Source organism: Delftia acidovorans SPH-1 (genome assembly GCF_000018665.1).
GTDB lineage: Bacteria > Pseudomonadota > Gammaproteobacteria > Burkholderiales > Burkholderiaceae_C > Comamonas > Comamonas acidovorans.
This window is the reverse complement of the sequence record NC_010002.1, coordinates 6,046,643-6,067,531: the sequence shown is the minus strand read 5'-3', so window position 1 is coordinate 6,067,531 and position 20,889 is coordinate 6,046,643. Positions and strand designations below refer to the sequence as shown.

Genomic DNA, 20,889 nt, shown 5'->3' with positions numbered 1-20,889 from the left:
AAGCGCATCCTCGGGGCGCTCGCTTAAAATTGCGCTCCCACTTGGCTTAGCGGCGCCCCGAGAGCGCCAGACACGGTCTACCCCATGAATGTACCGATTGCGTTGGCAGCCCTGCAGGCACAGGCTGCCGAACCTGCACGTCTGCGAGAGATTCCCTACAACTACACCTCGTTTTCCGATCGCGAGATCGTGATCCGCCTGCTGGGCACGTCCATGTGGGATGTGCTCAACCAGCTGCGCCAGGAGCGGCGCACGGGCCGCTCCGCCCGCATGCTCTACGAGGTGCTGGGGGACATCTGGGTCGTTCAGCGCAATCCCTACCTGCAGGACGACCTGCTGCACAGTCCCGACCGCCGCAAGTCGCTGGTGGAGGCCCTGGAGCACCGCCTGGGCGAGATCGACAAGCGCCGTGCTCCGCAGCAGGACCCCGTGCGCGATGCGCTGGTGGGTCAACTGGTGGATGCAGCGCGCCGCGCCGTGCATGAGTTCAACGCCACCTTCGTCGAGGCCGAGCAACTGCGCCGCCGGGTGCAAAAGAGCCTGGGCCGCCACACGGCCAAGGACAACATCAAGTTCGACGGCCTGTCGCGCGTGGCCCATGTGACGGATGCCACCGACTGGCGCGTCGAATACCCCTTCGTCGTGCTCACCCCCGATACCGAAGCCGAGATGGCCGCCCTGGTGCGTGCCTGTATCGAGCTGCGCCTGACCATCATTCCGCGCGGCGGCGGCACGGGCTACACGGGCGGCGCGATCCCGCTGACCTGGCGCAGCGTGGTGATCAACACCGAAAAGCTCGAAGCCATGACCGAGGTGGAGATGCGCCGCATTCCCGGCGTGGACCACGAGGTGCCCACCATCTTCACCGAAGCCGGCGTGGTCACGCAGCGCGTGGCCGATGCGGCCGAGCGCGCGGGCTTCGTCTTCGCCGTGGACCCCACATCGGCCGAGGCCTCGTGCATCGGCGGCAACGTCGCCATGAATGCGGGCGGCAAGAAGGCCGTGCTCTGGGGCACGGCGCTGGACAACCTGGTGTCCTGGCGCATGGTGACGCCCGATGCGCAGTGGCTGGAAGTCACGCGCGTGGGCCACAACCTCGGCAAGATCCATGACGCCGAGATGGCCAGCTTCGAGCTGCAGTACTTCGAGGCAGACGGCAAGACCCCCATCCGCAGCGAGCGGCTGGACATTCCCGGCCAGAAATTCCGCAAGGAAGGCCTGGGCAAGGACGTGACCGACAAGTTCCTGTCAGGCCTGCCCGGCATCCAGAAGGAAGGCTGCGACGGCCTGATCACCAGCGCGCGCTGGGTGGTGCACCGCATGCCCGAGCACACGCGCACGGTCTGCATGGAGTTCTTCGGCAACGCCAAGGACGCCGTGCCCAGCATTGTCGAGATCAAGGACTTCATGTTCGCCGAGCAAAAGCGCTCGGGCGTGCTGCTGGCCGGCCTGGAACACCTGGACGACCGCTACCTAAAGGCCGTGGGCTACGCCACCAAGAGCAAGAAGGGCAACGGCCATCTGCCCAAGATGGTGCTGCTGGGCGACATTGCCGGCGACAACGCCGACGATGTGGCCCGCGTGGCCGCCGAGGTGGTGCGCATTGCCAACTCGCGCAACGGCGAAGGCTTCACGGCCGTCAGCGCCGAGGCGCGCAAGAAATTCTGGCTTGACCGCAAGCGCACGGCCGCCATCTCGCGCCACACCAACGCCTTCAAGATCAATGAAGACGTGGTGATCCCGCTGCCCCGCATGTGGGAGTACACGGATGGCATCGAGCGCATCAACATCGAGCTGTCGCTGCGCAACAAGCTCAAGCTGTGCGATGCGCTGACGGACTTCTTCCAGCACGGCGACCTGCCGCTGGGCAAGCAGGACGATGCGGGCGACATCCCCTCGGCCGAGCTGCTGGAGGACCGCGTGCAGCAGGCCCTGGCCCTGGTTGTCGACGTGCGCACGCTGTGGCAGGGCTGGCTGGACGATGTCGAGAACCTCTTCCCGCAGCTGCAGGACCATACGCTGCGCGCCAGCTGGAAGACCCAGCTGAAGGCGCCCATGGCCCAGATCTTCGCGGGCGCGGCCTTCCAGCCTCTGCTGGCCGAAGTCAACGCCATCCACCAGCGCGTGCTCAAGGGCCGTGTCTGGGTGGCGCTGCACATGCACGCCGGCGACGGCAACGTGCACACCAACATTCCGGTCAACAGCGACGACTACGAGATGCTGCAGACCGCCCATGAGGCCGTGGCACGCATCATGGTGCTTGCGCGCCATCTGGACGGCGTGATCTCGGGCGAGCACGGCATCGGCATCACCAAGCTGGAATTCCTCAGCGACGACGAGCTGGCCCCCTTTGCCGCCTACAAGCAGCGCGTGGACCCCGAAGGCCGCTTCAACAAGGGCAAGCTGATCCGCAACGAGAAGCTGCAGGCCGTGGTGGGCCAGAGCCATGACGGCCGCTCGCCGCGCGAATCGCTGATGTTCGCCGACCTGACCAACGCCTACACGCCCAGCTTCGGCCTGATGGGGCACGAGTCGCTGATCATGCAGCAGAGCGATATCGGCGCCATCGCCGACTCGGTCAAGGACTGCCTGCGCTGCGGCAAGTGCAAGCCCGTGTGCGCCACCCACGTGCCGCGCGCCAACCTGCTGTACAGCCCGCGCAACAAGATCCTGGCGACCTCGCTGCTGGTCGAAGCCTTCCTCTACGAGGAGCAGACGCGCCGCGGCGTGTCGCTGCGCCACTGGCAGGAGTTCGAGGACGTGTCGGACCACTGCACGGTCTGCCACAAGTGCTTCAACCCCTGCCCGGTGAAGATCGACTTCGGCGACGTGACCATGAACATGCGCAACCTGCTGCGCAAGATGGACAAGAAGAGCTTCCGGCCCGGCAACAAGCTGGCGATGGCCATGCTCAACGCCACCAATCCGGACACCATCAAGTTCATGCGCTCGGCCATGGTCGGCGTGGGCTTCAAGGCCCAGCGCCTGGCCTCCGACGTGCTGCACAGCCTGGCCAGGAAGCAGACCCAGCGCCCGCCCGCCTCGGTGGGGCGCGCTCCCCTCAAGGAGCAGGTGATCCACTTCGTCAACAAGAAGCTGCCCGGCGGCCTGCCCAACAAGACGGCGCGAGCCCTGCTGGACATCGAGGACAAGGACTACGTGCCCATCATCCGCAGCCCGCAGACCACGAGCGCGGACACCGAGGCGGTGTTCTACTTCCCCGGTTGCGGCTCCGAGCGCCTGTTCAGCCAGGTGGGCCTGGCCACCCAAGCCATGCTCTGGCATGCCGGCGTGCAGACCGTGCTGCCACCCGGCTACCTGTGCTGCGGCTATCCCCAGCGCGGCAGCGGCCAGTTCGACAAGGCCGAGAAGATGATCACGGACAACCGTGTGCTCTTCCACCGCGTCGCCACCACGCTCAACTACCTGGACATCAAGACCGTGGTGGTCAGCTGCGGCACCTGCTACGACCAGTTGCAGGGCTACGAGTTCGGCAAGATCTTCCCGGGCAGCCGCATCATCGACATCCACGAGTACCTGCTGGAAAAGGGCGTGACGCTGCAGGGCAAGGAGGGCTACCTCTACCACGACCCCTGCCACTCGCCCATGAAGCTGCAGGACCCGATGAAGACCGTCAAGGCGCTGGTCGGTGACGGCGTGGTCAAGAGCGAGCGCTGCTGCGGCGAATCGGGCACGCTGGGCGTCACGCGCCCCGACATCTCCACGCAGATCCGCTTCCGCAAGGAAGAGGAACTCAAGAAGGGCGAGGCCGCGCTGCGCGCCAGCGGCGCCCTGGCCGAGAAGGACAACGTGAAGATCCTCACCAGCTGCCCCAGCTGCCTGCAGGGCCTGTCGCGCTACGGTGGCGATATGAACAACGGCCTGCTGGAAGCCGACTACATCGTGGTCGAGATGGCGCGCCAGATCCTGGGCGAGAACTGGATGGCCGAATATGTTCAGCGCGCCAACGCCGGCGGCATCGAACGGGTTCTGGTCTGATGGCTGCTCCCGCTTCCTGCCCCCTGTGCGCCACAGAAGGCGGCGTGCCCATCTGGCGCGGCCCGCGCCTGCGAGTGATCCGCGCGCAGGAGGAGGGCTTTCCGGCCTTCTATCGCGTGGTCTGGAATGCGCATGCAGCCGAGTTCTCCGACCTGGACGCCGCCGACCGCCAGCACTGCATGGATGCCGTGGTCGTTGTCGAGCGCGTCTTGCGTGAGCGCCTTGCTCCGGCCAAGATCAACCTGGCGGCGCTGGGCAACATGGTGCCGCACCTGCACTGGCATGTGATTGCGCGCTTTGACTGGGACAGCCATTTCCCGGGCGCGGTCTGGGCCCCGGCCCAGCGCCCGCGCAATGGCGAGCGCGAGGCCGAGGTGGCAGCGCGCTTGCCAGCCATAGACACGGCGCTGGTCCAGGCACTCGATGCCTGGCAGCAGCACCCCGCCACTGAATGAGGAGCACCGCATGGCCGGCCTGACCCCTGACACCCCAACCCCAGAAGCCCTGACCGTGCACGGCGCATCGCGCGTGCTGGAAGTGGCCTACTCCGACGGCGCAAGCTTTCGCATCCCCTTCGAGCTGCTGCGCGTGTACTCGCCCTCGGCCGAAGTCCAGGGCCATGGCCCGGGCCAGGAAGTGCTGCAGACGGGCAAGCGCGAGGTGTCCATCACGGCCATCGAGCCCGTGGGCAACTACGCCATCAAGCCCTTCTTCAGCGACGGGCATGAAAGCGGCCTGTACACCTGGGAATACCTCTACGAACTGGGCCGCCGCCAGGACGAGTTCTGGGCGCAGTACCTGGACCGGCTGCAGGAGTCCGGCATGGACCGCGACACGCCCATGCCCGGCAAGGCCACCGGCGGCGGACACGGCTGCGGCAGCCACTGACGCCGCGCACGGGTGCGCGCTGTATGGCGCCGTTCCCCTCGCACCACATTCCGGACCTCTGTATGGCACAGGGTTATTGGGGGTGGTGCTATATTTAAAATAGCTTGAAAGTCTTTGTTTGAAGGCGTTTCAAGCTGTTTGTTCTTGATAACCCTTGCCCGGCAAAGCCCGTGGCCACACGGGGTTGTCGCTGTACGCATTACTACTGCTTGCTTAGCATCGTTGTTATGAGCACCACACATTTCGGATTCCAGTCGGTGGACGAGCGCGAGAAGGCCAGCCGCGTGCGCGGCGTGTTCGACTCGGTCGCTTCGCGCTACGACGTCATGAACGACCTGATGTCGGGTGGTCTGCACCGTGCCTGGAAGGCCTATACGGTGATGGTGGCCAACCTCAAGGAAGGCGACAAGGCGCTGGACATCGCGGGTGGCACGGGCGATCTGGCCCTGGCCTTCGCCAAGAAGGTCGGCTCCACCGGCCAAGTGGTGCACACCGACATCAACGAAGCCATGCTGCGCGTGGGCCGCGACCGCCTGATCAACAAGGGCGTGATCCTGCCCACCATGGTCTGCGATGCCGAGGCCCTGCCGTTTCCCGACAACCATTTCGATCTGGTCAGCGTGGCCTTCGGCCTGCGCAACATGACCCACAAGGATGCGGCGCTCAAGGAAATGAACCGTGTCCTGCGCCCCGGCGGCAAGCTGCTGGTGCTGGAGTTCTCCAAGGTGGCCAAGCCCCTGGAGAAGGCCTACGACTGGTATTCCTTCAAGATTCTTCCGGCCATGGGCAAGCTCGTGGCGGGCGATGACGCCAGCTACCGCTATCTGGCCGAGTCCATCCGCATGCACCCCGGCCAGGAGGATCTCAAGCGCCTGATGCAGGAATGCGGCTTCGGCCATGTGGACTATCACAACATGACGGGCGGCATTGCGGCCCTGCATGTGGGAATCAAGTGCTGAGCGCGCGAGGCGCTCGGTGAGGTGACGGCAACACGATTATTCGAGGAGATGACATGAAAAAGCTATGGTCTATGGTCTTGGTCGCGATGCTGGTGGTGGTCCACGGCACGGCCGACGCCAAGCGCATGGGCGGTGGCGGATCGGTGGGCAAGCAGTCGAGCAATGTGACGCAGCGTGAAGCTACGCGCGCGCCGGCGCAGAACACGCCGCCGCAGAACGCCGCCACACAGAACGCTGCGGGCAAGCCCGCCACGCCGCCTGCGGCCGCTCCGGCCAAGAAGCCCTGGGGCGCCATGCTCGGCGGCCTGGCCGCCGGCCTGGGCCTGGCCTGGCTGGCCCACTCGCTGGGCCTGGGCGCCGCCTTCGGCCAGTTCCTGCTGATCGCCCTGCTGGCCCTGGTCATCATGGTCGTGGTGGGCATGGTCATGCGCTCGCGCCGTGCAGCGGCCGGTGCGCAGCAGGCATCGTCCAGCCCCTTCGCCTTCCAGAACGCGGCCCCTGCGGGCGCGGGCAACATGGGTGGCAACGTGGACAGCGCACCGCTGGCACGCCAGTACAACCCCGAGAAGGTCGGCAACGACGCCTCGGCCCGTCCCTGGGAGCAGAACCACCAGCCGGCCGCCCTGGCCTCGGGTTCCGGCGTGCAGATCGGCTCTGCCCTGGCAGGCTCGCAGAACTGGGGTGTGCCTGAAGGCTTCGACACCGAAGGCTTCCTGACGGCTGCCAAGCGCAACTTCGTCACCCTGCAATCGGCATGGGACCGCTCGGACATCGCTTCGCTGCGCGCCATGATGACCGACGAGATGCTGACCGAGATCCGTGGCCAGCTCAGCGAGCGCGAGGTGCAGCGCCCTGGCCAGCCCAACCAGACCGACGTGGTCATGATCGATGCCCAGTTGCTGGGCATCGAGGATCTGGGCAATGACTACATGGCCAGCGTGGAATTCTCGGGAATGATCCGCGAGGACGCCTCGGCAGGCCCCACGCCCTTCCGCGAGGTCTGGAACATGACCAAGCCCAAGAGCGGCAGCAGCGGCTGGCTGGTCGCCGGCGTCCAGGCACTGCAGTAAGTAATTTGCAGAGGACTGGCGCAAGCCAGGGATGCGACAGGGGGCACGCCATGGGCTGGCCACTTGTCTCGACCGGATTTGCGTCGGCCGCATCCTCTCACTTCGGGAATAATCGGGGACTATGGCAACACAGTCCCCTTTTTCTTTTCTGAACGGTCTCATGGAACGCGTGATGGCCGGTCCGCAACCGCCGCAATGGCTGGTCAGCGAGGTGCATCAGCGCCTCGTGCTGTTCCTCAACCATGTGCTGATGCAGGAGAAAGAGGCGATGGAGCGCCTCGTGCGGCAAAAGGGCCGCGTGGCGCGCGTGCAGTGGCGCGGCTACTCCATGGCCCTGCAGATCACGCCCGCCGGCCTGTTCAACGTGGCGCCCGAAGGCGCGCAGCCCGACCTGCTGCTTGAAGTCACCGAGACCTCCCCGCTGGCCCTGGCCCAGGTGGCCCTGCGCGGCGACAAGCCCTCCATCCGCATCGAGGGCGACGTGCAACTGGCCGCCGACATCAACTGGCTGGTGGACCACGTCGAATGGGACGTGGAGGAAGACCTGGCCCGCATCATCGGCGATGCGCCCGCGCACACCGTGGCCAAGGTCGCGCGCAGCGCCGCCCAGGCGCTGCGCCAGTTTGTGGGCGCCCGCATGGCCGGCAAGCCCGATGCCGATGCCCCCGCCCCCGAGGCCGCACGTGCGGCAGCGCCCGCCAGCGCGCCCATTGGTTCCCCCGTGGTATCCCTGCCCGGTTTCGAGAACGACAAGCCATGAGCCGGTTTCTTCGCGGGCTGACCATCCTCTGGGTGGTGTTCCGCTACGGACTCGACGAGCTGGTGCTGTCGAGCTTCGAGCATCCCTGGATGCGCCGCGCACGCGCGGTGCTCACGCTGGGCCGGCGGCTGGACAAGCCGCGCGGCCAGCGCCTGCGCGAGGCCCTGGAGGAGCTGGGGCCCATCTTCGTGAAGTTCGGCCAGGTGCTGTCCACGCGCAGCGACCTGATGCCGCCCGACGTGGCCGAGGAGCTGGCCCGGTTGCAGGACCGCGTGCCGCCCTTCGATTCGCAGATTGCGGTGGACACCATCGAGCGCGCCTTCCGCAAGAAGCTGGACCAGATCTTCGTGAGCTTCGAGCGCGAGCCGGTGGCCAGCGCCTCCATCGCCCAGGTGCACTTTGCCGTGATCAGCGACCGCAACGGCGTGCAGCGCGACGTGGCCGTCAAGGTGCTGCGTCCGGGCATGAAGACCGTGATCGACAAGGACCTGGCGCTGATGCACATGATGGCGCGCTGGGTCGAGCGCCTGTCGGCCGACGGCAAGCGCCTCAAGCCCCGCCAGGTCGTGGCCGAGTTCGACAACTACCTGCACGATGAGCTGGACCTGATCCGCGAAGCCTCCAACGCCGCGCAGCTGCGCCGCAACATGGAAGGGCTGGACCTGGTGCTGATCCCCGAGGTGTACTGGGATTTCTGCCGCAGCGACGTGATGGTCATGCAGCGCATGACCGGCGTGCCCATCAGCCAGGTCGAGCGCCTGCGCGAAGCCGGCGTGGACATCCCCAAGCTGGCACGCGACGGCGTGACCATCTTCTTCACCCAGGTCTTTCGCGATGGCTTCTTTCACGCCGACATGCACCCGGGCAACATCATGGTCAGCCTGGAGCCCGAGACCTTCGGGCGCTACATCTCGCTGGACTTCGGCATCGTCGGCACGCTGACCGAGTACGACAAGGAATACCTGGCGCAGAACTTCACGGCGTTCTTCCGCCGTGACTACAAGCGCGTGGCCGAGCTGCACATCGAAAGCGGCTGGGTGCCGCCGAGCACGCGCGTGGACGAGCTGGAGGCCGCCATCCGCGCCGTCTGCGAGCCGTACTTCGACCGTCCGCTGGCCGAGATTTCGCTGGGCATGGTGCTGATGCGCCTGTTCCAGACCTCGCGCCGCTTTCAAGTCGAGATCCAGCCGCAGCTGGTGCTGCTGCAAAAGACGCTGCTCAACATCGAAGGCCTGGGGCGCCAGCTGGACCCCAACCTGGACCTGTGGAGCACGGCCAAGCCCTTCCTCGAAAAATGGATGCTGGACCAGATGGGCCCGCAACGGCTGTGGCGCGAGCTGCTGGCCGAGGCGCCGCGCTATGCCAAGCTCATTCCCGAGCTGCCGCGCCTGATCCATCGCCGGCTCACGCGCAACTCCGGCGAGCACGACGAACTGCTCAAGGAGCTGCTGCAGCAGCAAAAGCTCACCAACCGCCTGTTGCAGGCCATCGTCAGCGCCGGCATCGGCTTTGTCATCGCGCTGATCCTGCTGCAACTGGTGGTGCGGCTGCGCTGGTACTGAGAACACTGACGGGTTTCCGGACCTCTCCCTTTTCCCACTTTGAAACAGGAGTGCCAGCGTGCTGCTCTCTATGGTGATCGCCTACCTGTTCGTGACCATCGCCATCGGCCTGTGGGCGGCCAGGCGGGTCAAGAACACGGCCGACTTCGCAATTGCCGGGCGCCATCTGCCCATGTACATGATCATCACCACCACGTTTGCCACGTGGTTCGGCTCGGAGATCGTGCTCGGCGTGCCCGCCAAGTTCATCGAGGGCGGCCTGCGCGGCGTGGTCGAAGACCCGTTCGGCGCGGGCATGTGCCTGATCCTGGTGGGCCTGTTCTTCGCGGGCAAGCTCTACCGCATGACGCTGCTGACCATCAGCGACTACTACCGCCACCGCTATGGCCGGTCCATCGAGATCGTCTGCTCGCTGATCATCATGCTCAGCTACCTGGGCTGGGTCTCGGCCCAGGTCACGGCCCTGGGGCTGGTGTTCAACCTGCTGTCGGGCGGCACGGTCAGCATTTCCATGGGCATGGCCATCGGCGTGGTGTCCATCCTGGCCTACACGCTGTTCGGCGGCATGTGGTCGGTGGCGGTGACGGACTTCCTGCAGATGATCATCCTGGTCGTCGGCCTGGTGGTGCTGGCCTGGTTTGCCAGCGACATGGCTGGCGGTGCCGGCAAGGTCATCGACCTGGCCGTGAGCCGTGATCTGTTCCAGTTCTGGCCCGAGCCCAGCTGGCATGAAATCCTCTTCTTCTTTGGCGCGGCCATCACCATGATGCTGGGCTCCATTCCCCAGCAGGACGTGTTCCAGCGCGTGATGTCGGCCCACAGCGAGAAGGCCGCCACGCGCGGCACCGTCATCGGTGGCTCGGCCTATATCTGCTTCGCCTTCGTACCCATGTTCCTCGTGGCCAGCGCGCTGATCATCATGCCCGGCGAGACGGCTGAGCTGCTCAAGCAGGACCCGCAGAAGGTGCTGCCCACCCTGGTCATGGACAAGATGCCCTTTGTCATGCAGGTGCTGTTCTTCGGCGCGCTGCTGTCGGCCATCAAGTCCTGTGCCTCGGCCACGTTGCTGGCGCCCAGCGTGACCTTCACCGAGAACATCTGGCGCCAGTTCCGCACCCAGGCCAGCGACCGGGAAATGCTGCTGGCCATGCGCATCAGCGTGCTCGTCTTCAGCATCTGCGTGCTGGCCTACTCGATCAAGATGGAAGGAACGCCCATCTATGAGCTGGTCTCCAGCGCCTACCAGGTGCCGCTGGTCGGCGCCTTCGTGCCGCTGGTCTTCGGGCTGTACTGGAAGCGCGCCACCACGCAGGGCGCCATTTGCGCCGTGGCACTGGGCATTGGCGTGTGGGTGGCCTTCATGGCCACTCCTGCTTTGCACGAGGCATTTCCGCAGCAATTGGCGGGACTGCTGGCTGCAGTGACGGGGATGGTGGCCGGATCACTGGCGCCGCAGTGGCTGGCCAATCGCAGCGCAGACATTCTTGAATTCAGGCCCGAAAGGTAAGCGCCGCTTCCTCATCATTTGCAAAAACAATTGATGACAATCATCAATAGTTATTAACTATATAGTCAGCAGCTGGGATTGTGGAGGTCCCGGAATGCTGACTTGGGTGATGTGAAGCACAGGGCCTGACAGTACGGCGGACCTCCGAATAGCAAACGCTTGGGAGGAAGCACCGTCATGAAAACACTCAAACTGATTGCGAGGGCTCGCCGGCTGAAGCTGCGGCCTGTCGCTGGCGTCCGGTTCCGATGGAGTTGGCTTGGAGGCGCCTTGCTTGTGCCAGCCCTGTGCGGCCAGGTGGCAATGGCTGCGCCGAGGATCCCGGTCGCGCCGGTCATTGTCTGGAGCGAGGACTTCGAAAACCCGCAGACACCCCCCATCACCACGGAGGGGCGGGATCTGCTGGCCTACCAGGGCGCGGACCCTGCGGGGCAGACGTACACCGCCGACCCCCTGTACCGGATGAGCGCCAACCAGTGCAATGGCATAGTGACGTCCTTCAGCCAGGCTCCAGGTTCGACGGTGATGATTGCGGCCTGCTCGGACCATGGCAATTGGAACAACCTGCAGCAGATGGCCGAGGTCGCCGGGCGCTATCAGGGCCAGAGTGCGGCGGCTGCACGCAACAATCACGTCATGGCAATGCTTACAGCGAATGGGACCTTTCCTGCTGGCGCAATTGCCTTTCGCACCGCCACCAATATTGCACAAAGTGCCAGCAGCAGATTCCTCACGGCCCGTACCGATGTGGTGGCGACCTTCTGCTCGTCGGGATTTGTCGCCCCGCTGCTGCGTTTTTCCCTGATCAATGACGCTGGTACGGAGCTGCCCATCTCCACGAACGCGATCAATCCATGCGTGGGTGGACAGTCATTCAATACAACACCTATCGGTATTGCCGGCACCCAGACCGCTGTGGCCCAGACGGTGACTTCTCCGGGAGCACTGCTCTTCAGCGGGACCTCTGTCGGGTTTGTTCTGCACAACGACCAGACCAGCTCCATGGGCAACGATTCTTCGATCGACAACGCGCAGATCATCGATGTCACGCCGCAGCTGGACAAGGCCTTCTCGCCTGCCAGCATTCAACTCGGCCAGGTCTCCCGGCTGACCATGACCATCACCAATACGACCGATCTGCTGCGCAAGCGAGGCTGGTCGTTTACCGACAACCTGCCTGCAGGACTGGTTGTCGAGGGCAATGCCAGCACCACCTGCCCCGGCGCGACCGTGCAGGCCGCAGCAGGCGGCAGCACCGTGACCGTGTCCAACGGAGACCTGGCCCAGGGTGCCGCCTTCTGCGAGGTGAGCCTCGACGTGCGCCCGACCGCGACAGGCAGCTTCACCAATGGCGCTTCCAACCTCAGCCTGATCGGCCTGAACCAGCCAGCCAGCCCGGCCGTGCTGGCGGTTGCGCCAGCGGCCGACATGCAGGCCACCTCCATCACGCTTCCCACGACCATGACGGTGGGCGCGCCGGTCTCCGGCAGTTTCAGCTGCACCAATGCCGGCCCCAGTGCGGCCACGGCGGCCTCGTGCGTGATCTCCGGCCTGCCCGCCGGGGCGACCACGTCCTGCACACCCAGCGTGCCCACGGCCTCGCCATTGGCATCGGGCGGCAGCATCGCCTGCACAGTGCAGTTCACGCCCACCACAACGGGCACCATCGCGGCCTTGGTGACGGCGAGCAGCAGCACGGTGGATCCGGTGGCGGCCAACAACACCAAGGCCCACCCCTTCAACCCGGTGGAGCGGGCCGACATGCAGGCCACCAGCGTCACGCTGCCGGCCACCGCCAACGTGGGTGTTCCCGTGAAGGGATCTTTCGTCTGCACGAATGCCGGCCCCAATGCGGCGGCCTTTGCCAATTGCTCCATCGCAGGGCTGCCGGCAGGTGCCAGCACCTCATGCACGCCTGCGGTACCGACTGGCACACCGCTGGCCTCGGGTGCCAGCATTTCCTGCACGGTGAGCTTCACGCCCACCACGCAGGGCAGCCTGACAGCCACCGTGACGGCGGTCAGTGGAACCACGGACCCGGAGCCGGCCAACAATTCGCGGGATCAGGAATTGGTGGTTACTGCCGCATTGACGCCGGAGCCGGTCCCCGCCACCGGGGTGCCCGCCCTGGTGCTGATGGGCCTTGCCATCATGCTGGCCGGTATGGGGATGCAGCGGCGCCGGGCACGGCGCTGAACATGGACGCGGCAGGCGCCCCGGCAGCGGGGCTTGCCGGCACCGCCCTGATGGAATGCCAGTCCCCGCGACTGGCATTTTGCATTTCGGGGCCATCAGGTACCGACTGATGCATGCGCCTTGCGGCTTTCCGGCCTGGGCCTTTGGGGGCAAGGCAGCCGCAGTATCGGGCGGATGCCTATAATCGAAAGTTTTGCATCTTCTCTCGTATAAGCATTAGCGCCATGCCTATTTATGCATACAAGTGTGGCTCCTGCGGTCATGCCAAGGACGTGCTGCGGAAAATCTCGGATGCTCCGCTGACGACCTGCCCGGCCTGTGGTGCCGAGGCCTTTTCCAAGCAGCTGACGGCTGCCGGCTTCCAGCTCAAGGGCTCGGGCTGGTACGCGACCGACTTCAAGAACAGCGGCAGCAAGAGCGCCGCCACGCCGGCTCCAGCGGCCGACACCCAGGCCTCGGATACATCTGCCGCACCTGCGACAACTGCGCCTGCGCCTGCTGCGGCCCCCGCATCTGCTCCCGCACCCTCCACGGGCCATTAATCAAGGCTTGCATTTCTCATGTCCGCTCTGCGCAAATGGCTGTTCGCCGGCCTGCTGGTGATTGTTCCTCTGGTGATCACGCTGGGCGTGCTCAACTGGATCATCGGCACGCTGGACCAGACGCTGGCCATCCTGCCCGAGGCCTGGCATCCGGACCGGCTGCTGGGTTTCCACATTCCCGGCTTCGGCGTGGTGCTCACGCTGCTGATCCTGCTGGTGGTTGGCGCTGCGGCCAGCAACTTCATCGGCCGCAAGCTTGTCTCCTGGGGCGATGCGGTGGTCAGCCGCATTCCCGTGGTGCGCTCCATCTATTCCAGCGTCAAGCAGGTGTCCGATACCGTCTTCTCGGACAGTGGCAATGCGTTTCGCACCGCCGTGCTGGTGCAGTGGCCGCGCGAAGGCGTCTGGACCGTGGCCTTCGTCACCGGCTCGCCCAGCGGAGAGGTCGCCGCCTATCTGCGTGACGAATACCTGAGCGTCTTCGTGCCGACAACGCCGAACCCGACGGGCGGCTATTTCGTCATCGTTCGCAAGAGCGATTGCATCGAGCTGGAAATGAGCGTGGATGCCGCGCTCAAGTACATTGTTTCGATGGGCGTGGTGACTCCTCCGGATCTCACACTGCCCGCGGAATCCAAATAACAAACTGTCGCGCCCATCCCGGGCGCAGGAAGCTTTTCATCATGGCCATGCGCTCCCATTACTGCGGTCTAGTGACCGAAGCCCTGATGGGCGAAACCGTTACCCTGTGCGGCTGGGTGAACCGTCGCCGCGACCATGGCGGCGTGATCTTCATCGACCTGCGCGACCGCGAAGGCTATGTGCAGGTGGTCTGCGACCCCGACCGTGCCGAGATGTTCAAGACTGCCGAAGGCCTGCGCAACGAGTTCTGCGTGCAGGTCAAGGGCCTGGTGCGCGCACGTCCCGAAGGCACGACCAACGACAAGCTCAAGAGCGGCCAGATCGAAGTGCTGTGCCACGAGCTGAACGTGCTCAACGCCTCGGTCACGCCCCCGTTCCAGCTGGACGACGAGAACCTGTCCGAGACCGTGCGCCTGACCAACCGCGTGCTGGACCTGCGCCGCCCCTACATGCAGCGCAACATGATGCTGCGCTACCGCACGGCCATCCAGGTGCGCAACTTCCTGGACAAGGAAGGCTTCATCGACATCGAAACGCCCATGCTGGGCAAGAGCACGCCCGAAGGCGCGCGCGACTACCTGGTGCCCAGCCGCGTGCACGACGGCGAGTTCTTCGCCCTGCCGCAGTCGCCCCAGCTGTACAAGCAGATGCTGATGGTGGCCGGCTACGACCGCTACTACCAGATCACCAAGTGCTTCCGCGACGAAGACCTGCGCGCCGACCGCCAGCCCGAGTTCACGCAGATCGACTGCGAGACCTCGTTCCTGGACGAAGAGGAAATCCGCGCCATCTTCCAGCGCATGATCACCGAGGTCTTCAAGACCCAGCTGGACGTGGATCTGGGCGAGTTCCCGATGATGACGTACCAGGATGCGGCCTTCCGCTTCGGCTCGGACAAGCCTGACCTGCGCGTCAAGCTCGAGTTCACCGAACTGACCGAAATCATGAAGGACGTGGACTTCAAGGTGTTCTCTACCCCCGCCACGACCAAGGGCGGCCGCGTGGTCGCGCTGCGCGTGCCCGGCGGCTCGCAGATCTCGCGCGGCGAGATCGACCAGTACACCGAATTCGTCAAGATCTACGGCGCCAAGGGCCTGGCCTGGATCAAGGTCAACGAAGTGGCCAAGGGCCGCGATGGCCTGCAGTCTCCCATCGTCAAGAACCTGCATGACGCGGCCATTGCCGAGATCCTCAAGCGCACGGGCGCACAGGACGGCGACCTCATCTTCTTCGGCGCCGACAAGGAAAAGATCGTCAACGACTCCATCGGCGCGCTGCGCCTGAAGGTGGGTCACAGCGAATTCGGCAAGGCCAACGGCCTGTTCGAGAACCGCTGGGCGCCGCTGTGGGTGGTGGACTTCCCCATGTTCGAGCACGACGAGGAAAACGACCGCTGGGCGGCCGTGCACCATCCCTTCACCTCGCCCAAGGACGGCCACGAGGAACTCATGGTCACCGACCCGGCCAACTGCCTGGCCAAGGCCTACGACATGGTCCTGAACGGCTGGGAGCTGGGTGGCGGCTCGGTGCGTATCCACCGCGCCGACGTGCAGAGCAAGGTGTTTGACGCGCTCAAGATCTCGCCCGAAGACGCTCGCGCCAAGTTCGGCTACCTGCTGGACGCGCTGCAGTACGGCGCGCCCCCGCACGGTGGCCTGGCCTTCGGCCTGGACCGCCTGATCACGCTGATGACGGGTGCCGACTCCATCCGTGACGTGATCGCCTTCCCCAAGACCCAGCGCGCCCAGGACCTGCTGACGCAGGCACCTTCGCCCGTGGACGAAAAGCAGCTGCGCGAGCTGCACATCCGCCTGCGCAACCCGCTGGCGGCCACCCAGGGCTGAGGACCGGGCCTGGCGGCTTGATACGGACGGCAGAAGCTGGCACAGCTTCTGCCGTTTTTCTTTTTGCGGAGAGCTTTCATGCGTTTTCAAGGCATTGCATCGGTGGCGCTGGCTGCGCTGGCAGGGCTGGGCCTGTCCGGCTGCGGGGAAAAGAAGACCGAGCTGGGGCAGGGCGGCTCGGAGATCACCGGCTCCGCCGGGCCCCTGGGCGCGAACAATGGCTCGCGCGAACTCGTGCGCTGCGACGCGCCCGTAGCCACGCTGGCCCTGGCCGAGAATCCCAACGGCTACGTCATGGGGTCGGGCTACCAGTTGCCCGCCTCGCCCGTGCCGCTGATCAAGCTGCTGGCCCAGCAAAGCGGGTGCTTTCGTGTGGTGGACCGGGGCGCGGGCCTGCGCGGCACGGTGCAGGAGCAGGACCTGAAGAACGCCGGCGTGCTGCGCGAGAACTCCACGGTGCGCAAGGGCCGTGGCTATGAGGCGCAATACACGCTGACGCCCAGCCTGACCTTCAGCGAGCAGGACGCGGGTCGGGGCCTGGCCGGCGTGGTTGCCATGATTCCGGTGCTGCGGGACATCGCGGGGCTGGTCGGCATGGTCGAGCAGGTCAAGTTCAAGGAGGCGCAGACCGCGCTGCTGCTGTCGGACAACGAAACCACCGAGCAGGTGGCCGCTGCCACGGGCGCCGCCCGCACCACCGATCTGGGCGTGGGCGGCATGGTGCTGGGCCGCCTGGGCGCGGCGGGCGCGGGCTGGAGCAATACCAACGAGGGCAAGGTCATCGCCGCCGCCTTTCTGGATGCGCACAACCAGCTCGTGCATCAGGTGCGCGCGCTGCAGGCCAAGGAGCTGCCACCGCCCGTGGCGACCAAAGCGGTCCAGGGCAAGGGCTGATGCCTGCCATGCCAGGCTACAAGATCCCTGAATCGGTGCTGGTCGTCATCTACCGCGATGACGGGCAGGTGCTGCTGATGCGCCGCACGGCACCGGCGCCTGAGGGCGGGGAGTTCTGGCAGTCGGTGACGGGCAGCAAGGACCATGAAGGCGAGTCCTGGCGCGAGACCGCAGTGCGCGAGGTGCGGGAAGAAACCGGCATCGATCCCGAGGCGCCCGGCTGCCTGCTGCAGGACTGGGCGCTGGAGAACATCTACACCATCTACCCGGCCTGGCAGCACCGCTATGCGCCCGGTGTATGGCACAACCGCGAGAGGGTTTTCGGCCTGCGGATTCCGTCCTACACCCCTGTGTTCTTGAATCCGAGGGAACATACCGCATCTGCTTGGCATCATTGGCATGACGCTGCCGAGCGCTGCTACTCCCCGTCCAATGCGGAAGCCATCCTGATGCTGCCGCGATTCGCTTCACTGGAGCTGGACTGATCCCGATCTCTGTGTTCCTGACCGCCTATGACTGACAACGTGAAATCCTCCCACGAGGTGGACCCCGGCCCGTCCATACTGCGCGTCGCGACCTACAACATCCACAAGGGCGTGCAAGGCATGGGTCCCGTGCGCCGCCTGGAAATCCACAACCTGGGACACGCTGTGGAGCAGCTCGATGCCGACATCGTCTGCCTGCAGGAAGTGCGCAAGATGAACCACAAGGAGGCCGCCTACTTCGAGCGCTGGCCCCAGGTCTCGCAGGCGGAGTACCTGGCTCCCCTGGGCTACGAGGCCGTCTACCGCACCAATGCCTACACGCGCCATGGCGAGCACGGCAACGCGCTGCTCACTCGCTGGCCCGTGGTGGGCCACCAGCACGAAGACATCTCCGACCACCGCTTCGAGCAGCGGGGCCTGCTGCATGTGGAGGTGGAAGTGCAGAACCGGCGCGTGCACACCATCGTGGTGCACCTGGGCCTGATCCCCGGCAGCCGCGTGCGCCAGGTCTCACAGCTCAAGCGCTTCATCGAGCGAGAGGTGCCGCCCGGCGCGCCCGTGGTGGTGGCTGGCGACTTCAACGACTGGGGTGGCCAGATCAAGCGCATGCTTGGCGGTTTCGGCCTGTACGAATACGACGAATTGCCCAGCGTGCCCACCTATCCCTCGCGCCTGCCGCTGGCCCAACTGGACCATGTCTACGTGCGCGGCCTCACCCCGCTGGGCCTGCATGTGCCCAAGGGCCGCATCTGGTGGCGCATGTCCGACCATCTGCCGCTGATTGCCGAATTCCGCCTCTAGCCCCGGGTTCTGTCACACAAGCCATTCTTTTGCTATTGAAATAATAGCTTTCAGCGCGGGCAGAACCTGCGTTTGGGTGGAAAATCCCTTGCGTGCCATGCCGCGGGTTTCGCTGTTACCATGCCAGCCATGTTCAGAGAACTCGTCGACATGAAACAAGACAGCCAGGCCGAGGGCACCCCCGTCTCGGTCAAGATCCGCGAACGGTTGAAGCAGGCGCAAAAGCGCTTTCATGCGAACGACAACATCTCCGAATTCATCGAGCCCGGTGAACTCGAGCTGCTGCTCGACGAAGTCCAGGACAAGATGCAGGGCGTGCTCGACAGCATGGTCATCGACACCACGCACGACCACAACACGCGCGCCACGGCGCGCCGCGTGGCCAAGATGTATGTCAACGAAGTGTTCCGCGGCCGCTATGTGGCGCAGCCCGCCATCACCGAGTTCCCCAACGCCGAGCACCTCAACGAGCTGATGATCGTCGGCCCGATCACGGTGCGCAGCGCCTGCAGCCACCATCTGTGCCCGGTGATCGGCAAGATCTGGATCGGCGTGCTGCCCAACAAGAACACCAATGTCATCGGCCTGTCCAAGTACGCGCGGCTGGTGGACTGGATCATGGGCCGCCCCCAGATCCAGGAAGAGGCCATCATCCAGCTGGCCGACCTGATCCTCGACAAGACCCGCCCCGACGGCCTGGCCGTGGTCATGGAGGCTTCGCACTTTTGCATGTCCTGGCGCGGTGTGCGCGAGATGGACAGCAAGATGCTGAACTCCGTCATGCGCGGCGCCTTCCTCACCAACCCGGAACTGCGCCGCGAGTTCCTCTCGCTGGTGTCCAGCCGCAGGTAACTCCCCGGGGTGGCGTCCCCGGACGCCTCAGACAAGACCCCAGGCTGCGCAGTGCGCGGCCTTTTTTCTTTCCCGCGCCAAGCCCGAGCCCCGCTTTCCCCGGACCTGCCCATGTCGCTGCAAGCCTTTGCCCTGATCATCATTGCCGGCCTCATCCATGCCGGCTGGAACATCGTGGCCAAGAAGGCGGGCGGCGACTCGCGCTTCGCCTTCTTCACCTCGGTCATCATGATGGTGATCTGGGCACCGCTGGGCTGGTGGGTGGGGCGCGATGTGGTGCCCACATGGGGCCGCAACGAATGGCTGGTGGTGCTGGCCAGCGGCCTGCTGCACGTGGCCTACTACGTCACCTTGCTGCGCGGCTACCGCAGCGCGGACCTCACCGTGGTCTATCCGCTGGCGCGCGGCTCTGGGCCGCTGCTGTCGTCCATGGTGGCGGTGGTCTTCCTGGGGGAGCAGATTTCCTCGCTGGGCGCGCTGGGCATTGCCGGCGTGGTGGTTGGCGTGTTCCTGATCGCGGGCGGCCCCGGCCTGCTGCGCGCACGCCATGACCCCGAAGCGCGCGAGCGGCTGCGGCTGGGCCTGTGGTACGGCCTGCTGACGGGCGCCTTCATCGCCAGCTATACCGTGGTGGACGGCTACGGCGTGAAGATGCTGCTGATGTCGCCCATCCTCATCGACTACATGGGCAACTTCGTGCGCGTGTTTCTGCTCGCTCCCGTGGTGCTGCGCGACCTGCCCACTGCGCGCAGCCTGTGGCGCACGCAGTGGCGCTTCGCGGCCCTGGTGGCGCTGATCAGTCCCATCGCCTATGTGCTGGTGCTCTACGCCATGCAGGATGCGCCCATGTCGCACGTGGCGCCTGCGCGCGAAGTCTCCATGCTGTTCGCGGCGCTGATCGGCGGCCACATGCTGCGCGAAGGCGACCGCCTGGCGCGCATTGCGGGCGCGGTGTGCATTGCCGTCGGCGTGACGGCGCTGGGCCTGGGCTGAGCGCCATGGCTGCAATGCGGGTGCTGGGCTGCGATTTCAGCAGCCGGCCTACGGCGCGCAAGCCCATCACCATGGCCCTGGGCCGTCTGCTGGCTGGCGACACGGTGGTCCTGCAGGAGCTGCTGGAATTCGCCTCGCTGGACGCATGGGCCGCCTGGCTGGCCCGGCCCGCCGATGCGGCGCAGTCGGCGCAGTCGGCCTGGGTGGGCGGATTCGACCTGCCTTTCGGCCTGCCGCGCGAACTGGTGGAGCAACTGGGCTGGCCCACGGACTGGGCGGCCTGCATGGATCACTACGCCGGCCTCACGCGCCAGAGCCTGCGCGAGCAGTTCAAGGCCTTTTGTGCGGCGCGGCCCGCAGGCGGCAAGTTCGCGCACCGCGCCACGGACGGGCCTGCGGGGGCCAGCCCTTCCATGAAATGGGTGAACCCGCCCGTGGCCTACATGCTGCATGCCGGGCTGCCCTTGCTGCGCGCGGCCGGCGTGCATCTGCCGGGCCTGCAACGGCCAGGCGAAGGCGATGCACGCCGCGTGGCGCTGGAAGCCTACCCGGGCATGCTGGCGCGCGCCGTGATCGGGCGCCGCAGCTACAAAAGCGACGAGCCCGCACGGCAAACGCCCGAACGCCATCAGGCGCGTGTGCAATTGCTGGCGGCGCTGGAGAGCGGCGACAACCCGCTGGCGCTGCGCCTGCGCATCGACGCCGAAGAAGCCCGCAACCAGTTGCTGGCAGACGGCAGCGGAGACCGGCTGGACGCCGTGATCTGCATGCTGCAGGCCGCCTGGGCCGCGGCCCGCCATGCGCAGGGCGATGCGCTCTACGGGCTGCCGCACGACCTGGACCCGCTGGAAGGCTGGATCGTCACGGCGCAAGCCTGACCCAAGCCGCGCTGGAA

Annotated in this window: 18 protein-coding genes; all 18 read left to right on the top strand. The window is 65.7% G+C overall.

Features of this window, described 5'->3' with window-relative positions; all coding sequences use genetic code 11:
• Nucleotides 1-84 precede the first annotated feature (84 nt).
• The 18 genes from DACI_RS27645 (at nucleotide 85) to DACI_RS27560 (ending at nucleotide 20,872) form a co-directional block, all read left to right on the top strand.
• Nucleotides 85-3,999, top strand: coding sequence for a DUF3683 domain-containing protein (locus DACI_RS27645; RefSeq protein WP_012207262.1), 3,915 nt, complete (start codon nucleotides 85-87; stop codon nucleotides 3,997-3,999).
• Nucleotides 3,999-4,454 (top strand): HIT family protein, encoded by a 456-nt coding sequence (locus DACI_RS27640; protein WP_012207261.1) that lies wholly within the window; start codon nucleotides 3,999-4,001, stop codon nucleotides 4,452-4,454. Before DACI_RS27645 ends, DACI_RS27640 begins: the two co-directional genes overlap by 1 nt.
• Nucleotides 4,455-4,464: 10 nt before the next feature.
• On the top strand, nucleotides 4,465-4,887 hold the full coding sequence (locus DACI_RS27635; protein ID WP_012207260.1) for a gamma-butyrobetaine hydroxylase-like domain-containing protein: 423 nt from the start codon (nucleotides 4,465-4,467) through the stop codon (nucleotides 4,885-4,887).
• Between the two features lie 227 nt (nucleotides 4,888-5,114).
• A complete protein-coding gene (ubiE, locus tag DACI_RS27630; protein WP_012207259.1) occupies nucleotides 5,115-5,846 on the top strand; it encodes a bifunctional demethylmenaquinone methyltransferase/2-methoxy-6-polyprenyl-1,4-benzoquinol methylase UbiE in 732 nt (243 codons plus the stop codon).
• Nucleotides 5,847-5,899: 53 nt separating this feature from the next.
• Nucleotides 5,900-6,916 carry a Tim44 domain-containing protein gene (locus tag DACI_RS27625; RefSeq protein WP_012207258.1) on the top strand — a complete coding sequence of 339 codons (1,017 nt, stop codon included), beginning with the start codon at nucleotides 5,900-5,902 and terminating at the stop codon, nucleotides 6,914-6,916.
• A gap of 121 nt (nucleotides 6,917-7,037) precedes the next feature.
• The gene (locus DACI_RS27620) at nucleotides 7,038-7,676 is read left to right on the top strand and encodes a ubiquinone biosynthesis accessory factor UbiJ (RefSeq protein ID WP_012207257.1); all 639 of its coding nucleotides are present in this window, start codon (nucleotides 7,038-7,040) and stop codon (nucleotides 7,674-7,676) included.
• Complete coding sequence (ubiB, locus tag DACI_RS27615; RefSeq protein ID WP_012207256.1) at nucleotides 7,673-9,238, top strand: ubiquinone biosynthesis regulatory protein kinase UbiB; 1,566 nt, start codon at nucleotides 7,673-7,675, stop codon at nucleotides 9,236-9,238. The genes DACI_RS27620 and ubiB overlap by 4 nt, the downstream gene beginning before the upstream one ends.
• A 58-nt stretch (nucleotides 9,239-9,296) precedes the next feature.
• A complete protein-coding gene (locus tag DACI_RS27610) occupies nucleotides 9,297-10,745 on the top strand; it encodes a sodium:solute symporter family protein (protein ID WP_012207255.1) in 1,449 nt (482 codons plus the stop codon).
• A 177-nt stretch (nucleotides 10,746-10,922) separates the two neighbouring features.
• Complete coding sequence (locus tag DACI_RS27605) at nucleotides 10,923-12,941, top strand: DUF7933 domain-containing protein (RefSeq protein WP_012207254.1); 2,019 nt, start codon at nucleotides 10,923-10,925, stop codon at nucleotides 12,939-12,941.
• 224 nt (nucleotides 12,942-13,165) lie between these two features.
• Entirely contained in the window at nucleotides 13,166-13,483 is a 318-nt protein-coding gene (locus DACI_RS31695) for an FmdB family zinc ribbon protein (protein WP_012207253.1), read from the top strand.
• Nucleotides 13,484-13,501: 18 nt separating this feature from the next.
• Nucleotides 13,502-14,125: a DUF502 domain-containing protein gene (locus tag DACI_RS27595; protein WP_012207252.1), complete on the top strand. Its 624-nt coding sequence runs from the start codon at nucleotides 13,502-13,504 to the stop codon at nucleotides 14,123-14,125.
• 41 nt (nucleotides 14,126-14,166) lie between these two features.
• Nucleotides 14,167-15,969, top strand: coding sequence for an aspartate--tRNA ligase (aspS, locus tag DACI_RS27590; RefSeq protein WP_012207251.1), 1,803 nt, complete (start codon nucleotides 14,167-14,169; stop codon nucleotides 15,967-15,969).
• A 78-nt stretch (nucleotides 15,970-16,047) separates the two neighbouring features.
• Entirely contained in the window at nucleotides 16,048-16,863 is an 816-nt protein-coding gene (locus tag DACI_RS27585; protein WP_012207250.1) for a CsgG/HfaB family protein, read from the top strand.
• 8 nt (nucleotides 16,864-16,871) lie between these two features.
• Complete coding sequence (gene nudB / locus DACI_RS27580; RefSeq protein WP_034398928.1) at nucleotides 16,872-17,348, top strand: dihydroneopterin triphosphate diphosphatase; 477 nt, start codon at nucleotides 16,872-16,874, stop codon at nucleotides 17,346-17,348.
• 27 nt (nucleotides 17,349-17,375) lie between these two features.
• The gene (locus DACI_RS27575; protein ID WP_012207248.1) at nucleotides 17,376-18,149 is read left to right on the top strand and encodes an endonuclease/exonuclease/phosphatase family protein; all 774 of its coding nucleotides are present in this window, start codon (nucleotides 17,376-17,378) and stop codon (nucleotides 18,147-18,149) included.
• A 129-nt stretch (nucleotides 18,150-18,278) separates the two neighbouring features.
• Nucleotides 18,279-19,001 carry a GTP cyclohydrolase I gene (gene folE / locus DACI_RS27570; RefSeq protein ID WP_013800846.1) on the top strand — a complete coding sequence of 241 codons (723 nt, stop codon included), beginning with the start codon at nucleotides 18,279-18,281 and terminating at the stop codon, nucleotides 18,999-19,001.
• Nucleotides 19,002-19,112: 111 nt separating this feature from the next.
• Nucleotides 19,113-19,994 carry an EamA family transporter gene (locus tag DACI_RS27565; protein ID WP_043782810.1) on the top strand — a complete coding sequence of 294 codons (882 nt, stop codon included), beginning with the start codon at nucleotides 19,113-19,115 and terminating at the stop codon, nucleotides 19,992-19,994.
• Nucleotides 19,995-20,008: 14 nt separating this feature from the next.
• Complete coding sequence (locus DACI_RS27560; RefSeq protein WP_043782809.1) at nucleotides 20,009-20,872, top strand: DUF429 domain-containing protein; 864 nt, start codon at nucleotides 20,009-20,011, stop codon at nucleotides 20,870-20,872.
• Nucleotides 20,873-20,889 lie beyond the last annotated feature (17 nt).

Bases quoted from the DNA above. Each gene is read 5' to 3' on its own strand.
- DACI_RS27560 (WP_043782809.1), top strand. From the start codon at position 20,009: ATGCGGGTGCTGGGCTGCGATTTCAGCAGCCGGCCTACGGCGCGCAAG.
- DACI_RS31695 (WP_012207253.1), top strand. From the start codon at position 13,166: ATGCCTATTTATGCATACAAGTGTGGCTCCTGCGGTCATGCCAAGGAC.
- DACI_RS27645 (WP_012207262.1), top strand. From the start codon at position 85: ATGAATGTACCGATTGCGTTGGCAGCCCTGCAGGCACAGGCTGCCGAA.
- DACI_RS27595 (WP_012207252.1), top strand. From the start codon at position 13,502: ATGTCCGCTCTGCGCAAATGGCTGTTCGCCGGCCTGCTGGTGATTGTT.
- DACI_RS27620 (WP_012207257.1), top strand. From the start codon at position 7,038: ATGGCAACACAGTCCCCTTTTTCTTTTCTGAACGGTCTCATGGAACGC.
- DACI_RS27605 (WP_012207254.1), top strand. From the start codon at position 10,923: ATGAAAACACTCAAACTGATTGCGAGGGCTCGCCGGCTGAAGCTGCGG.
- ubiE (WP_012207259.1), top strand. From the start codon at position 5,115: ATGAGCACCACACATTTCGGATTCCAGTCGGTGGACGAGCGCGAGAAG.
- DACI_RS27575 (WP_012207248.1), top strand. From the start codon at position 17,376: ATGACTGACAACGTGAAATCCTCCCACGAGGTGGACCCCGGCCCGTCC.
- folE (WP_013800846.1), top strand. From the start codon at position 18,279: ATGTTCAGAGAACTCGTCGACATGAAACAAGACAGCCAGGCCGAGGGC.
- aspS (WP_012207251.1), top strand. From the start codon at position 14,167: ATGGCCATGCGCTCCCATTACTGCGGTCTAGTGACCGAAGCCCTGATG.
- DACI_RS27625 (WP_012207258.1), top strand. From the start codon at position 5,900: ATGAAAAAGCTATGGTCTATGGTCTTGGTCGCGATGCTGGTGGTGGTC.
- DACI_RS27565 (WP_043782810.1), top strand. From the start codon at position 19,113: ATGTCGCTGCAAGCCTTTGCCCTGATCATCATTGCCGGCCTCATCCAT.
- DACI_RS27585 (WP_012207250.1), top strand. From the start codon at position 16,048: ATGCGTTTTCAAGGCATTGCATCGGTGGCGCTGGCTGCGCTGGCAGGG.
- DACI_RS27635 (WP_012207260.1), top strand. From the start codon at position 4,465: ATGGCCGGCCTGACCCCTGACACCCCAACCCCAGAAGCCCTGACCGTG.
- DACI_RS27640 (WP_012207261.1), top strand. From the start codon at position 3,999: ATGGCTGCTCCCGCTTCCTGCCCCCTGTGCGCCACAGAAGGCGGCGTG.
- nudB (WP_034398928.1), top strand. From the start codon at position 16,872: ATGCCAGGCTACAAGATCCCTGAATCGGTGCTGGTCGTCATCTACCGC.
- ubiB (WP_012207256.1), top strand. From the start codon at position 7,673: ATGAGCCGGTTTCTTCGCGGGCTGACCATCCTCTGGGTGGTGTTCCGC.